The organism is Pseudomonas sp. FBCC-B545 (assembly GCF_059134095.1).
The window spans coordinates 4,372,954-4,386,125 of the sequence record NZ_CP101441.1 but is presented as its reverse complement, the minus strand read 5'-3'; the positions used below and the strand labels follow the sequence as shown (position 1 = coordinate 4,386,125).

The following is a 13,172-nucleotide window of genomic DNA, read 5'->3' as shown; positions in this document are numbered from 1 at the left end:
CGTTCAGGCGCTTACAGACTATCCAGGTCATCCAGTTGAATTTGCAGGTTCCTCTCCAGTTCCAGCATGAGTTTTTCCAGGGCCTTGATACCGGTTTCGATCGCGGCCCAATGCTCATTGCGCGAGCAGGCTTGTTCCAGTGCTTCGCATTGCCCGGCCAGCGAAGTGGCTTGAACGATACGAGCAGCTCCCTTGATTTTGTGGGCCTGCTCAATGATGTCCGCCAGCGAGGCTTTACCGCTCAGCAGGTCCATGAGTGCCTGGCGGTCTTGACGGCTGCTGCTCAACAGCTCTTCCAGCAAGCGTCGACTCAGTTGCGGGTCGCCGCCGGTCAGGGCCTCCAGGCACCCCAGGTCCAGTCGTGTGCTTGCCGGTTGAGGGGCGATCTGCGCCAACTGCCGCTCCAGCACGGTCAGGCTGATGGGTTTGAACAGGCAGTCATCCATGCCGGCCTGCACGCACCGTAGCCTTTCCTCCGGCTGGGCATTGGCAGTAAAGCCCAGCACCACACAGGCAGGTAATTGTTCCCGTTGCTCGTATTCGCGGATTGAACGGCTCAGCTCATAGCCATTCATGATGGGCATGTTGCAGTCGGCGATCACCAGGTCGAAACGTTCCTGGCGCCAGGCCTGGAATCCGGCTGCGCCGTGCTCGGCGGCGGTGAATTGATGGCCCAGGTAGCCCAGTTGCTGGCACATCAGCAGGCGGTTCGCCGGATGGTCGTCGACCACCAGCACGTTCAGCACGGGTGTGCGGGCCGGCGTCTCAGGCGTGTGCTCTCCCAGCGCCTGGACCGGGCTCAGGCGCGGCATCCTGAGGTTGACGTGCACTTGGGTGCCTACCAGGGGCACGCTACTGAGGCTTAATTGACCGCCCATCATTTCGCACAGGCTGCGGCAGATGACCAATCCCAACCCCGCACCGCTCCTGGCCAGGTGCCCAGAGTTGTCGGCTTGGGCAAAGGGTTCGAACAGGCGCAACTGGTCTTCCCTGTTGATGCCGATGCCGGTGTCCTCCACGACGAGCTTCAACTCGATCTGCTCCGGCGCCTGGGTAGGCTGTATCTCTACTTTGATTTTCACCTGCCCGTGTTCGGTAAACTTGATCGCGTTGCTCACGAGGTTCGAGAGCACTTGCTTGAAGCGCAGGGGGTCTATCAGCACCTCGATGTCATTGAGGTCGGGCTTGAACTCCAGCAACAGGCTCAGGGTTTTCTGACGCGCAAGGCCGTCGAAGACGCGCACGACCGACTCGATCACCTCTCGCAGGTTGACGCGTTCCGGGGCCAGGCTGAGACGGCCGGACTCAATACGCGCGATATCGAGGATATCGCCGATCAATTCCAGCAGGTCCTTGGCCGAGTTGTATGCCACTTCAATCGCCGGGCGATCAAGGTGCCCTTGGTCGGCGCGCTTGAGTGTCAGTTCGAGCATGCCGATCACCGCATTCATTGGCGTGCGGATCTCGTGGCTCATGGTGGCAAGGAACGTACTTTTGGCGCGATTGGCCTCGTCGGCGCGTTCCTTGGCGGCGCGTAGCTCATCGAATAACTGGCGCCGGTCACTGATATCGATCCAGCCGCCGATGATGCCCTGGACCTCGCCGGTGGAGTCCCGGTAGGGCAGGATCCAGTGGTAGATGGTCAGTTTCTTCTGATGGATATGCAGGCTGCGGTCCAGGATCAGCGGGTTCCCCTCGGCCACCACGCGCTGATAGTCCGCATGGTATTGGGCCGCCTCCGACTCCAGGGCCATGCTCATCTGGGTCACGCTTTTGCCGATCACGTCTTCGCGCTTGACATCGAACACCTGCAGGTAGCTGTCGTTGCAGGTCTGCAGCAGGCCATTGCGGTCGCGCACGTAGATCGGGTGTGGCGTCTCATTGACCAGTGCGCGCATGAATTCGAACTGATCATTGAGTGCGCGCTCGGCCATTTTGCGGTGCTTGATCTGGCGGCGCATGTAGGCGTTCCAGGTCAAGGAGATCAACAGCAGAAGCCCGGTGCCGATGATGATCCGCGCTATCAGTTGGTGGTAGTTGCGCCAGTAGCTGTCGGATGCGGCGGTGTAGCCACGCCAGCGGCTGTTGATCACGCCCATTTCATCCGGGGCGATGCTGAGCAGCGCCTTGTCGAGGATTGAACTCAATTCCGTGGCTTGGCGCGATGTGGCCAGGGTGAATGTGGCGGGGACCGTGCCGATGCTGGCGCTGATTTGCAGCCTGTCCTGGAAAACCTGGGAAGACAGGAAGTAGTTGGCGATGACCAGAGTGTTCACGGCACCGTCCACTTGCCCCTGGGCGAGTAATTCCGACGCACGGAACGTATCGCTGGTTTCCACCAGGTGAATCTGCGGGAAGTCCGTGCTCAAGCTCGCGGCCAAGGGATTGCCTTGGGTTATCGCCAGGCGCTTGCCGGCCATTTGCTCCATATTCGAGGGGGCCCCTGGCTCTTTGCGTGTCAGCAATACGTAGGAATTTTCCAGGTAATTAGATGGACTCGCCCACGCCGAGGCGTCAATGCGCCGCGGTGGCAGTCTAAGAAGCCAACGACAGCGAGGGCAAGTCCATGAAAAAGAATACGACGCTTAAACAGTCCCTGTCTTCAACCGATCTGTCGACCTGTACGACAGTGGCAGTCGATCTAGCCAAGCAGGTATTTCAGGTCGTAGGCGAAGATGCTCTTGGCCAGGTGCTTTATGAAGAACGCATCAAGTCGCGTGAGTCCTTCCACGCATTCTTGCGCAAGCTACCGGCAAACATCGTTGTACTGATGGAAACCGGCCCCGGCGCTCAAGCATGGGCACGACAGCTGCAGGCGCAGGGTAATCTGGCGCGAGTTCTTCCCGCGCAGCTGGTGGCCGACCACCGCAGCGGCGCAAAAAATGATCGTAACGATGCGCTGGCCATTTTACGGGCGGGACGGGACACCAAAATCACAGCGGTGCCCATCAAAAGTGCTGCAGCACTGGCCATGCAGGCATTGCACCGTGCCCGGCAGGGTTATGTGCGTCGGCGTACAGCTACGAGTAACCAGATGCGCGGTCTATTGATGGAACACGGTGTTGCCTTGGCACAAGGCGATGTTGCTATCAGTCAAACCCTACCTCGCATACTGGAGGATGCCACCCAACCACTGCCAGACATATTGCGCGAACTCATCGACGAGTTGCTGGGCGAATGGCGCCAGTTAGGCGAGCGGATCAACGTATTGACCGGTCGCCTGGAGATCGCTGCGAACCAGGATCAAACCGCCAGACGGTTAATGACGGTACGCGGTGTCGGTCCGATCATCGCCACAGCGATGCTAGCCAAGCAGACCGAACCCGAACGTTTCGCCGATGCACGCCAGTTCGCCGCCTACTTTGGCATGGTGCCCGATCAGAACAGCAGTGGGCAGAAGGTTCGCCTGGGCAAGATGAGCAAACGAGGCGATGGTTACATACGCAGCCTGATGGTTCAGGGTGCTCACGCCGTATTGAGGCACCTACGTCCTGATTCTGAGCAGCCCGACGATCGTCGCTTGCAACGTTGGCTGAGTCGGCTAGGACGTAAGGAAGCGGCGGTACGACTGGCGAATCGCAACCTACGAATCATCTGGGTGCTGCTACAGAATGACCAGACTTATCACAGCCAACCAGCCTAAGGCCGGCCGGCTGCGACAAGTTACAGATCACCAGAGTTCTGCCACCGGGGCGTAAAGCGCTCCAGCCCCTGCTAGAAAACATTGACCCCAGGTCAGACCGTCGCGGATCGATGCCTGCGCCCTTACCGGCCTTCGAGGCCTGAACGTAATCGGCATACCGCGAGCTCAACCAATGTTGGCCAGAAGCCAAAGATGGGCTTCCTCGAATAGGCCTTATACATAGATGCAACCGGGTAGCAGTGTTGAAAAGCGGGTAGACAGTGGAGGCGAGTCCATACATAAGGGCGGCTGAAATTGAGCTGCGAGTCTCTTTCGTTGCTCGGGACGATAGCGCCGATCATATCGACTTTCTGGCTGGTGACTTGCTCGATCATTGCATTGACGTCACGTCCGCGCTCGATCGAGAAGCGCAGGCCGGTTCGCAGGCGTATCAGCTCCAGGAGGTCAGCGGTAATCCCGCGAAAATTGCCGTCCGCGTCAAAGAAGGTGAGTGGCGCGAAGGTTTCGTTCACGATTACCTTCACCACAGGATGCTCTTTGAGCCAGCGCTCTTCACGCTGGGTCAGTTGCAGTTTCTTATCGGTCAGCAGGATATCGCTGCCGGCGCTCCAGCGTTTGGCGATGCTATCCCGTTCGTTGACGGGCACGGCTGCCAGGACTGAGTCGACAATGCTCAGGAGGATCCGATTGTCTTGGCGCGTAGCAAAGCTGAAACCATAAGCTTCATGCTTGCCGAAGTTGGCCATGCGGATATTTTTGAGATAGCCCTTGTTGATCATGTAATGGGTGGAAATGGTGTCGCCGAGAAACACATCCGCCTGGTCGAACGCCACTGCATTCAAGGCATTCTGATAAGACGGATAGGCGCGGATGACCGCATTGGGGTACAGCTTTTCTACTTCGTTGAGGGGCAGGTAATGGTAGACAAGGCTCAAGCGGAGCCCTTCCAGGCCTTCGTTCAGACTTCTGGTTTCTCCCTCGCGGGTGACCAGTACAGGCTGGTCCACGGCGTAGGGTTCAGACAGGATGAGATTGGGGGTCGCGGCCTCAAAGCCGTTGGAGGAGCCCAACAAATCTATTTCCCCGGCCTCCAGGGCTCGAATGGCATCCTTGCGGGACGGGTAGCGCATGACCTTGATTGGCAAGGAGAGCGCCTTGGCCAGCAATCCGGCGTAATCAGCGGTGAGGCCTTCGTAATCATGACCGCTGGACGTGAGGTCGAAGGGCGGGTAGTCAGGTGCGGATGTACCCAGCACCAGTTCACGTTTGTTCTGCAGCCACTGGCGCTGAGCCTTGTCAAAATGAGTGTCTAGTTGAATGGCTCCGGCACGACTCAGGAGGGTGAAGTGTTCCGGGCTGGTTTGGTGCTCCGCAAGCACAGTGGTGCTGAAGCACAAACCGGCACTCAATATAATCAGATAGTCCTTTATACGGCTGGGCATCCGCTTTCTCACACTAGCGCGTTTCGTTTTGCCATCTCGATGAGTTCTACCAAGGATTTGGCCTTGAGTTTCTGCATTAACCTCTTTTTATAAGTACTGACAGTTTTATTGCTCAGAAACATACCCTTGGCTATTTCCTTGTTGGTACGGCCTTGTGCAAACAGTTGCAGCACCATCAGTTCGCGGTCGTTGACTGTTTTGAACAGTTCCAGCTCCTGAGCGTCCATACCTTCGGCGCCGGGACTATTCAGCGCCTGGCTGGGAAAGTAGTTATAGCCCGACAGCACTGCACGAATGGCGCTGAGCAACTCGCTCAGGTCCCCCTCCTTGCACACATACCCCTCGGCGCCCGAACGCATGCATCGCGTCGCAAAGAGCGTGGGGCACTGGGCCGTCAGCACCAGCGTCTTCATCGATGTGTTCATCGCGTTGAAGCGGCAGAGGACTTCAAGGCCATCAAGCTTGGGAATGCTGATGTCGAGAATCACCAGGTCTGGAAGGCATTCACGCACCATCTGTATGGCATCGCACCCGTTATCTGTTTCGCCAACGACTTTGTAACCCTCGTGTTCCAGCAACATTCGAATGGCGAGTCGTATAACCGGGTGGTCATCGATAATAAAGACAGAGTTCATAATCACATTCCATGCAGGTGCAAATAAAGCGGGCACATTAGCTCAGAAGGTGAGGTTGCAGCATGAAGCCTTAGGGCGGTAGAAGCAAAACAGGAAAGTTCCTACGCTAGAAAAGGCATGCACCTACAAGTTGCTAGGTGTGATGGAGGTGTATGTAAGTATTTTGGGCATGATTGCGTCATGTAATGGCGCCTTGGTATTTGCGACTAGCCTCACGTCGATTTTCTCTAGCGGAAATGTTTAATTTCCTACATTCGTTAAGTGAAAATCGAGGCAATCAACTGTTCAAGTTGATCTTTGTTCAATGGTTTTGATAAGTAACCAAGGAGTGGCAGATTTCGTTGCAAGGCTTGTTTCTTCAGATTAATCAGTTCCGCCGGGGGTAACCCGCTCAACAGAATCGCACTGGTTATAAAGCGCTGGCGGCTGGCGATTTCTACCAGTTCAAGCCCGGGCAAGTCAGGCAGGCATTGGTCACATAGCATCAGATCGAAGGGGTATTCGGACTGGCTCATCAAACGTATGGCCTGCTCGGCATTTTCCACGGGCGTCAGTTGGTCGAAACCGAAGCTTTTGAGCAGGCATTGGGTGGCCAGGAGCTGAAAGGGGTGATCCTCCACCAAAAGAATACGAAGAGGGTATCTGGGCATAGAGAACACACAGTGAGTCAAGCGTCGATGGGGGGAGGAATTGCTCGGCTGGTCCGTTAAGAGCGTGCGTGATTATTCTTCGGGTGTATGTACGAATTCGATCAGGCCGCTCTGTTCCCGTCGTAGGGCGATTCTCTTCAGGGAACAGGATGCGTGGTCGAGTTGTTACTGAGGGCTGGAGCGCCCGGTCATTTCCCGCGCCATCTCTGTGGCGTAGCTGTCGGTCATGCCGGCGATGAAATCGATCATCCGCAGGAACGAGGCATGTAATGGCCAGGCCGGGTCCGGCGCGCTATTGCCCAGTAAATCGAGAATGCGCCTGTTCTTGAACGATGGGGTGCGTCCGCCATGTTGTTCCAGGGCCGCACCGCAGAATGCGTTCAGCAGGATTTCCAGGGTAGTGTAGGCGCCGATTTCATGCAGCGTCTTGCGTTTATCCTGGAAGATTTTCTTGCGCGCCATGTCCTTGGCATCCAGTACGCAGCGTTTTGCCGGGCCGTGCATGTGCTCGACCAGGTCGCCAGGCAGTGTGCCAGCGAGCAGAGCGTCCTGCTGTTCGACAAACGCCCTTGCTGCCGCGTTGGTCAGGTGTTCGATGGCCTTGCCACGCAGGATCGCCAGTTTGCGGCGCCGCGAGTCAAGCGGGCCCAACTGCCGATAGGTTTGTGGCAGGTCATCGCCGACCAGGTCCAGCAGTAGCGACTCGACCTCGGCGTACTGCAGCAGCTCCATTTCCAGGCCGTCTTCCAGGTCAATCAGCGCGTAGCAGATGTCGTCGGCGGCCTCCATCAGGTAAACGAGGGGGTGACGGGCCCAGCGTTGCTCCTCCAGTTGGGGCAGGCCGAGCTTGTGGGCGATCTGTTCAAGAATCGGCAGCTCGCTCTGGTAACAGCCGAACTTGTGTTTCTTGTAACCCAGTGAGTCGGCGTGGCGGGCAGTCCAGGGGTATTTGAGATAAGTCCCCAAGGTGGCATAGGTCAGCCGCGTGCCGCCGTCGAACTGATGGTATTCAAGCTGGGTCAGCACCCGAAACCCCTGGGCATTGCCCTCGAAGTTGAGGAAGTCATTGCGTTCGGCGCTGGTCATGTCATCCAGCCAGCCGCGCCCGGCGGCCTGCTGGAACCAGTGGCGAATGGCGTCTTCGCCGGAGTGTCCGAACGGCGGGTTGCCGATGTCATGGGCCAGGCAGGCCGATTGCACCACCATGCCCAAGTCGCTCGGGTCGCACCAGTCGGGCAGGGCGCTGCGCAGGGTTTCGCCCACGCGCATGCCGAGGGAGCGCCCGACGCAACTGACTTCCAGCGAGTGAGTCAGGCGCGTGTGGATATGGTCGTTGCTCGATACCGGGTGCACTTGTGTCTTGCGCCCCAGGCGCCGGAATGCACCGGAAAAGATGATGCGATCATGGTCTTTGTGAAAGGGGCTGCGTCCCAGTTCTTCCGGGCTGTGCAGGGGTTTTCCAAGGCGTTCGCGGGTCAGCAGGGTGGGCCAATCCAAGGCGGGTACTCTCCGTACGGTGAATGACAGGTCCAGCTTCCCGGTTCGGCCTCGCTGGGGCAAGCGAATCCAACGGTCGGCAGTGTCGATATCAATTAACAGGCAGCGCAAAGAACCGCAATGACCAGGACATATCCGGTCATTACGGTCTTTGACTCACATAGGTCAGTTTTTGCGCGAAGCGCCTTGCATGGCCAGTTTGATCAGCGGGATCAACCCGGCACCTAGCCGTATCAGGCGCGTCACGCTGCTGATGCTGCCACCTTTGGCGCCCTTGCCGGTAAAGAAGCCCATCAGCGTCACCGCCGCTACGCCCCACAGTGGCGCGTGCTTGATGCCCAGGCTGTCCTGCCAGTTGTGGCGCATATTGCGCATTTTTTGCAGGGGCGCCATCAGTTGCTGGGACTCATGGCGGATTTCCTGGCGGTGCATTTCCATGCGCAGGCGGATCAGCGCCTTGCGCATTTCCCGGCGGGAGGTGTTTTGCGGGATCTCAGTCATGCTCATGGCAGCAGGCGCTCCCGGTCATTGGCCAGTTCTTCAAGAGTGGCGTGGAAGGGCGTGGACTCATCGAACACCGCCGCTTTCAAACGCACCCCGCAGAACGCGGCGGCCAGGCTGTAGAACACGCAGAGACAAATGATCCCGGTCAGTCGGTAGCCGGTGTCCCATACAAGGATCATTACCAGCGTCGATAGCCCCACCAGCAAGAGCAGGGCAAACACCAGCGCCAGCCCGGCAAACAGCAACAGGCTGACGGTGCGGGCCTTTTGCTCCTGCAATTCGATGCCGAACAATTCCACATGGCTGTGCAGCAAGCCCAGCACAGCAGCGCCCAGGCGTCGGGAGGTGGAACTGGTTCCTGAAGAGTGTGCGCTCGTTGATGAGCTGGATTCGCCGATAGACATGATATTTAGCGCCTTGTAGCCAACAAACCGATCAAAAAGCCCACGCCGGCAGCAATACCGACGGACTGCCATGGGTTGGCTTGTACGTAGTCTTCAGTGGCAGTGATCGCCGCCTGGCCGCGCTCACGCAGCGAATCTTCGGTCAACTGCAGGGTCTCGCGGGCCTTGAGGAGGCTCTCATGGATCTTGGTGCGCAGCTCATCGGCCTGGTCACCGGCCAGCACAGCGGTGTCGTCCAGCAACCTTTCGGTATCACTGACCAGGGTTTGAAAATCCGCCATCAGTATCTCTTGAGCAGTCTTTGCTGTTTTACCGGCCATGGTTGTCTCCGTGTGTGGCTGATCTGTACGTGTGGTTTCGAGTCGCGGGGTTCGCCGAAGGTTCAGTGCAATTGTGTGGTACAGCTTTTGCTTTGCCTTGGTGCGCAGGCTCTGGGGCCTGCGCTGAATCCGGGCGGTCGTGGCGCAAGCCTTGAAAAACCTTACCCTAAATCACTCAACCCCGCGGAAAAACCCTGTCGGCAACGGCCTGTGTGTTGATCGCTGCGCTAAAGCGGTTCACGCCCTCTTAACAAGGGCGGGGTCGCCGGTGCCAATTTAGTGCGCAAAACCCTGGCTTGAACCGCTTTGGTGCTTTTTGCCTTGATGCAGGCCTGCCAACCTCCATGGAAAATTTGCAAAGTGCGGTGGACACCCTTGTCCATAGCTCCAACACCCTGTTCATCCTGATTGGTGCGGTCATGGTATTGGCCATGCACGCCGGTTTTGCCTTCCTGGAAGTCGGCACGGTGCGTCAGAAGAACCAGGTCAATGCCTTGTCGAAAATTCTCAGCGACTTCGCGATCTCAACCCTGGCCTATTTCTTTATAGGCTATTGGATCTCCTATGGCGTGAACTTCATGCATCCAGCAGCCGTGATCAGTGCCGATCATGGCTACGGCCTGGTGAAGTTTTTCTTCCTGCTGACCTTCGCTGCGGCCATCCCGGCCATCATTTCCGGCGGCATTGCCGAGCGAGCAAAGTTTGCTCCGCAGCTGTGCGCCACCGCGCTGATCGTGGCGTTTGTCTACCCCTTTTTCGAAGGCATGGTGTGGAACGGCAACTTCGGCCTGCAAGCCTGGCTGCTCGTAACCTTTGGTGCTGGCTTCCATGACTTTGCCGGTTCCGTGGTGGTACACGCCATGGGCGGTTGGCTGGCGCTGGCAGCCGTGTTGCTGCTGGGCCCGCGCAACGGGCGTTATCGCGAAGGACGCCTGGTGGCGTTTGCGCCGTCGAGCATCCCCTTCCTGGCGCTGGGGTCGTGGATCCTGATCGTGGGTTGGTTTGGCTTTAACGTGATGAGTGCGCAAACCCTGGATGGGGTCAGTGGCCTGGTGGCGGTCAATTCGTTGATGGCCATGGTCGGCGGCACCGTTGCCGCGCTGGTGATTGGGCGTAACGATCCGGGCTTCCTGCACAACGGCCCATTGGCCGGGCTGGTGGCGATCTGCGCCGGTTCCGACCTGATGCACCCGGTGGGCGCGCTGGTCACGGGGGCCATTGCCGGAGGGTTGTTTGTGTGGTGTTTTATCGCTGCCCAGGATCGTTGGAAGATCGATGACGTGCTGGGTGTATGGCCCTTGCACGGCTTATGTGGGGTGTGGGGCGGTATCGCCTGCGGCGTATTCGGGCAGACCGCCCTGGGTGGGCTGGGCGGCGTGAGCCTGATCAGCCAGTTGATTGGCACCGGCCTTGGCGTGGTGGTGGCCTTTGGCGGCGGCTTGCTCGTATACGGCGCGATCAAGCGCATGCACGGCCTGCGCCTGAGCCAGGAAGAAGAGTATTACGGTGCCGACCTGTCGATCCACAAGATTGGCGCAGTCAGTCAGGATTGATTGGCGCCTCTTCGTCCGTGCGGGGCTGCGGATCGAATCCGTGCAACAGGCGATAGTGGTTGTGCCGCACCTCATCGACCCGCGCCTGTACCTGTTGGTCCGGCAGGCCCAGCAGGATCAGCGCGTGGGAGGCGAGCATCAGGCTTGATTCCAGCAGCTCAGGCACCACCTCACTGGCACCGGCGGCCTTGAGCTCAGCCAACTGGCTGTCATCGCGAGTGCGCACCAGGATCGGCACCTCAGGGTTGATCCGCCGCGCTTCCTTGAGCACCAGCAGGGCGACATCGCTGTTGTCTACGGCGATCACCACCAACCGCGCCCGCTCCAGGCCGACGGCACTGAGCAAGGCGCCACGGCGGCAGTCGCCGTAATGCACGCTGCTGTCCTCGGTGGCGGCTTCGTGTACGCGTGCGGGGTCGTCATCCAGGGCGATAAACGCCTGGTGTTCGCGGCGCAAAAATCGCGCGATGGATTGGCCCACCCGACCATACCCACAAATCACCACATGCCCGTGCAGTTGCGCATTGAGCGCGGTGATCTGCTCCAGTTGCACCTGCTGGTTGGGCTTGCGGTGCAGGCGCAGGGCAATGGCCGGCGCGGCGCGCAACAGCAATGGCGTCAACAGCATCGAACAGAACGTGGCGGCCAGCAGCAGCCCGTTGAATTGATCTGGAATCAGCCGGCTCTGTTGCATCTGCGCCATCAACGCAAAACAGAACTCGCCACCCTGGGCCAGGGCCAGGCCGCTGCGCCAGGCGGTCTCAGTGTCGCTGCCGCGCAGCTTGACCAGTGTGGCGACTACGCAACCTTTGACCAGCATCAGCGTGAGGGTCAGGCCGAGGATCAACAGGCTATGGCTGATGAACAACTGCAGGTCGATCAACATGCCGATGCTGACAAAAAACAGCCCCAGCAGAATGTCTCTGAACGGTCGGATATCCGCTTCGATCTGGTGACGATAATGACTTTCACCCAGCAACATGCCGGCCAGGAAAGCCCCAAGGGCAGGGGACAGGCCGAGCAGATGGGTGAGCCAGGCCGTGAGCAACACAATCACCAGCGCCAGCAATACAAACAACTCCGCCGAATGGGACGCCGCGACTTCACGAAACAACCGCGGCAGCAACCAGCGGCTGGCGAATAACAGGCCCACGAACAACACCACAGTCTTGCCCAGGGTCAGCGGCAGCGCCCAGTACCAGGCTTGGTCACTGCTGCCGGCAAACACTGGCACCAGCGTCAGCAGCAATACCGCCACCACGTCCTGGAACAGCAGCACGCCAATCGCATTCTGGCCATGGCTGCTGAAGATCTCACCGAGGCTGGTCAATTCCTTGCTGACGATGGCCGTGGACGACAACGCCAACCCTGCCCCCAGCAACAGCGCGATGCCCGGCGCCAGGCCAAAGCCCATCAGTAGGCCACCCAGCAGCGCCCCGCAGCCCAGCACCTGCAAACTGCCCAGGCCAAACACCACGCGGCGCAGCGCAAACATTTTCGACAGGGAAAACTCCAGCCCCAGGGAAAACAGCAGGAACACCACGCCCATCTCGGCCAGATCCGGCAGGTCCTCGTTGTCGTTCACCCAGTCCAAAGCAGTCGGACCCACCGCCAGGCCCACGCACAGGTAGCCCAGCACGGGCGGCAGTTGCAGCCGGCGAAACAGCGCAATCACCACCAGGGATGAGGCCAGAATGATCAGCAGGTTGGCAAACACAAGCATCTCCGTTGCAGGTGAGCGGGCAAAAAAGCCGCGAGAATCGCTGAATCAGTTATAGGCCATGGTGACCTGGGTCAGGTGTTTTGTCGGCAATGGGATTTCATGGGGCGAGCGGGTTTAGAATGATCACTTGTTTTTCTGACCGGGTTCTTTCGTCATGCCTCCTGAATGCCAGCTGTTCGGCACCCTGGGTTGCCACCTTTGTGAACTTGCGGAAGAGGTCCTCATGCCGTTGGTCGACCACGGTCTGATGGTTGAATTGATCGATATCACCGATCCAGAAGACCTGACCGAAGCCTACGGCCTAAGGATCCCGGTACTGCGGCGGATCGACACCGGGGCGGAACTGGATTGGCCATTCGACGCTGACCAAGTGGTCGCCTTCCTGCGCTGAAATTTATGCGATGGCGGGTTTCCCAATATTACGTTACTGTATATTCGTACAGCGATTGAATAGAGGGAACGCCCGTGGTGAATGTTGAACAACTGAAAAGCAGCGTCAATCGCATGTCTGCCGATGTCGTGCGTGACGCGGTAAAGGAGCTGCGCCTCGATGGCCTGGTCACGGAAGGCAAGACGCCGTTTAACAAAGTGCATTTCAACACCTGTTTTGCGGAAATCGAGGCACTGTTCCAGCGAGCCGGTTATCACAAGCAGCTGGATGTGGTGGGTTACCAGGGCTTGCTTTACGCGCTGTATGATCCAGGCCGTTGGGAAGCAGTGGACGTATTGCGCTGGCTCAAGGAGTTCACCGAGGCCGCGAGCGCGTCGCCGGTCCTGCGGGCGCAATTGGCCAAGGCCTGA

11 protein-coding genes and 2 pseudogenes are annotated in these 13,172 nt (G+C 58.6%); 4 read left to right on the top strand and 9 right to left on the bottom strand.

Going from position 1 to position 13,172, the window contains the following annotated elements; all coding sequences use genetic code 11:
• Positions 1–11: 11 nt before the first annotated feature.
• Positions 12–2,486: pseudogene (locus NMB39_RS20255) on the bottom strand (ATP-binding protein); the annotation flags it as partial.
• Between the two features lie 125 nt (positions 2,487–2,611).
• On the opposite strand from NMB39_RS20255, the gene NMB39_RS20250 reads away from it, so the two are divergent.
• The gene (locus tag NMB39_RS20250) at positions 2,612–3,643 is read left to right on the top strand and encodes an IS110 family RNA-guided transposase (RefSeq protein ID WP_124356368.1); all 1,032 of its coding nucleotides are present in this window, start codon (positions 2,612–2,614) and stop codon (positions 3,641–3,643) included.
• 275 nt (positions 3,644–3,918) lie between these two features.
• Here the strand turns inward: NMB39_RS20250 and NMB39_RS20245 are convergent.
• The 7 genes and pseudogenes from NMB39_RS20245 to NMB39_RS20215 form a co-directional block, all read right to left on the bottom strand.
• Positions 3,919–5,085, bottom strand: a pseudogene (locus NMB39_RS20245) (transporter substrate-binding domain-containing protein); the annotation flags it as partial.
• Between the two features lie 8 nt (positions 5,086–5,093).
• A complete protein-coding gene (locus NMB39_RS20240) occupies positions 5,094–5,720 on the bottom strand; it encodes a response regulator transcription factor (RefSeq protein WP_057022195.1) in 627 nt (208 codons plus the stop codon).
• Between the two features lie 257 nt (positions 5,721–5,977).
• The gene (locus NMB39_RS20235; protein ID WP_057022245.1) at positions 5,978–6,370 is read right to left on the bottom strand and encodes a response regulator; all 393 of its coding nucleotides are present in this window, start codon (positions 6,368–6,370) and stop codon (positions 5,978–5,980) included.
• 165 nt (positions 6,371–6,535) lie between these two features.
• Positions 6,536–7,867 carry a deoxyguanosinetriphosphate triphosphohydrolase gene (locus tag NMB39_RS20230; RefSeq protein ID WP_046071610.1) on the bottom strand — a complete coding sequence of 444 codons (1,332 nt, stop codon included), beginning with the start codon at positions 7,865–7,867 and terminating at the stop codon, positions 6,536–6,538.
• Between the two features lie 165 nt (positions 7,868–8,032).
• The gene (locus NMB39_RS20225; RefSeq protein ID WP_057022196.1) at positions 8,033–8,374 is read right to left on the bottom strand and encodes a hypothetical protein; all 342 of its coding nucleotides are present in this window, start codon (positions 8,372–8,374) and stop codon (positions 8,033–8,035) included.
• Positions 8,371–8,775: a phage holin family protein gene (locus NMB39_RS20220; RefSeq protein ID WP_043050447.1), complete on the bottom strand. Its 405-nt coding sequence runs from the start codon at positions 8,773–8,775 to the stop codon at positions 8,371–8,373. The genes NMB39_RS20225 and NMB39_RS20220 overlap by 4 nt, the downstream gene beginning before the upstream one ends.
• Positions 8,776–8,780: 5 nt before the next feature.
• The gene (locus tag NMB39_RS20215) at positions 8,781–9,095 is read right to left on the bottom strand and encodes an ElaB/YgaM/YqjD family protein (RefSeq protein ID WP_005786475.1); all 315 of its coding nucleotides are present in this window, start codon (positions 9,093–9,095) and stop codon (positions 8,781–8,783) included.
• Between the two features lie 344 nt (positions 9,096–9,439).
• Between NMB39_RS20215 and NMB39_RS20210 the strand changes: the two genes are divergently transcribed.
• On the top strand, positions 9,440–10,648 hold the full coding sequence (locus tag NMB39_RS20210) for an ammonium transporter (protein ID WP_124356090.1): 1,209 nt from the start codon (positions 9,440–9,442) through the stop codon (positions 10,646–10,648).
• Here NMB39_RS20210 and NMB39_RS20205 read toward each other — a convergent pair.
• A complete protein-coding gene (locus NMB39_RS20205; protein ID WP_057022198.1) occupies positions 10,635–12,371 on the bottom strand; it encodes a cation:proton antiporter in 1,737 nt (578 codons plus the stop codon). The genes NMB39_RS20210 and NMB39_RS20205 overlap by 14 nt on opposite strands.
• A 154-nt stretch (positions 12,372–12,525) precedes the next feature.
• On the opposite strand from NMB39_RS20205, the gene NMB39_RS20200 reads away from it, so the two are divergent.
• Both NMB39_RS20200 and NMB39_RS20195 read left to right on the top strand, forming a co-directional pair.
• The gene (locus NMB39_RS20200) at positions 12,526–12,762 is read left to right on the top strand and encodes a glutaredoxin family protein (protein WP_494340161.1); all 237 of its coding nucleotides are present in this window, start codon (positions 12,526–12,528) and stop codon (positions 12,760–12,762) included.
• 74 nt (positions 12,763–12,836) lie between these two features.
• Positions 12,837–13,172, top strand: a complete 336-nt coding sequence (locus tag NMB39_RS20195; RefSeq protein ID WP_057014562.1) for a hypothetical protein — start codon at positions 12,837–12,839, stop codon at positions 13,170–13,172.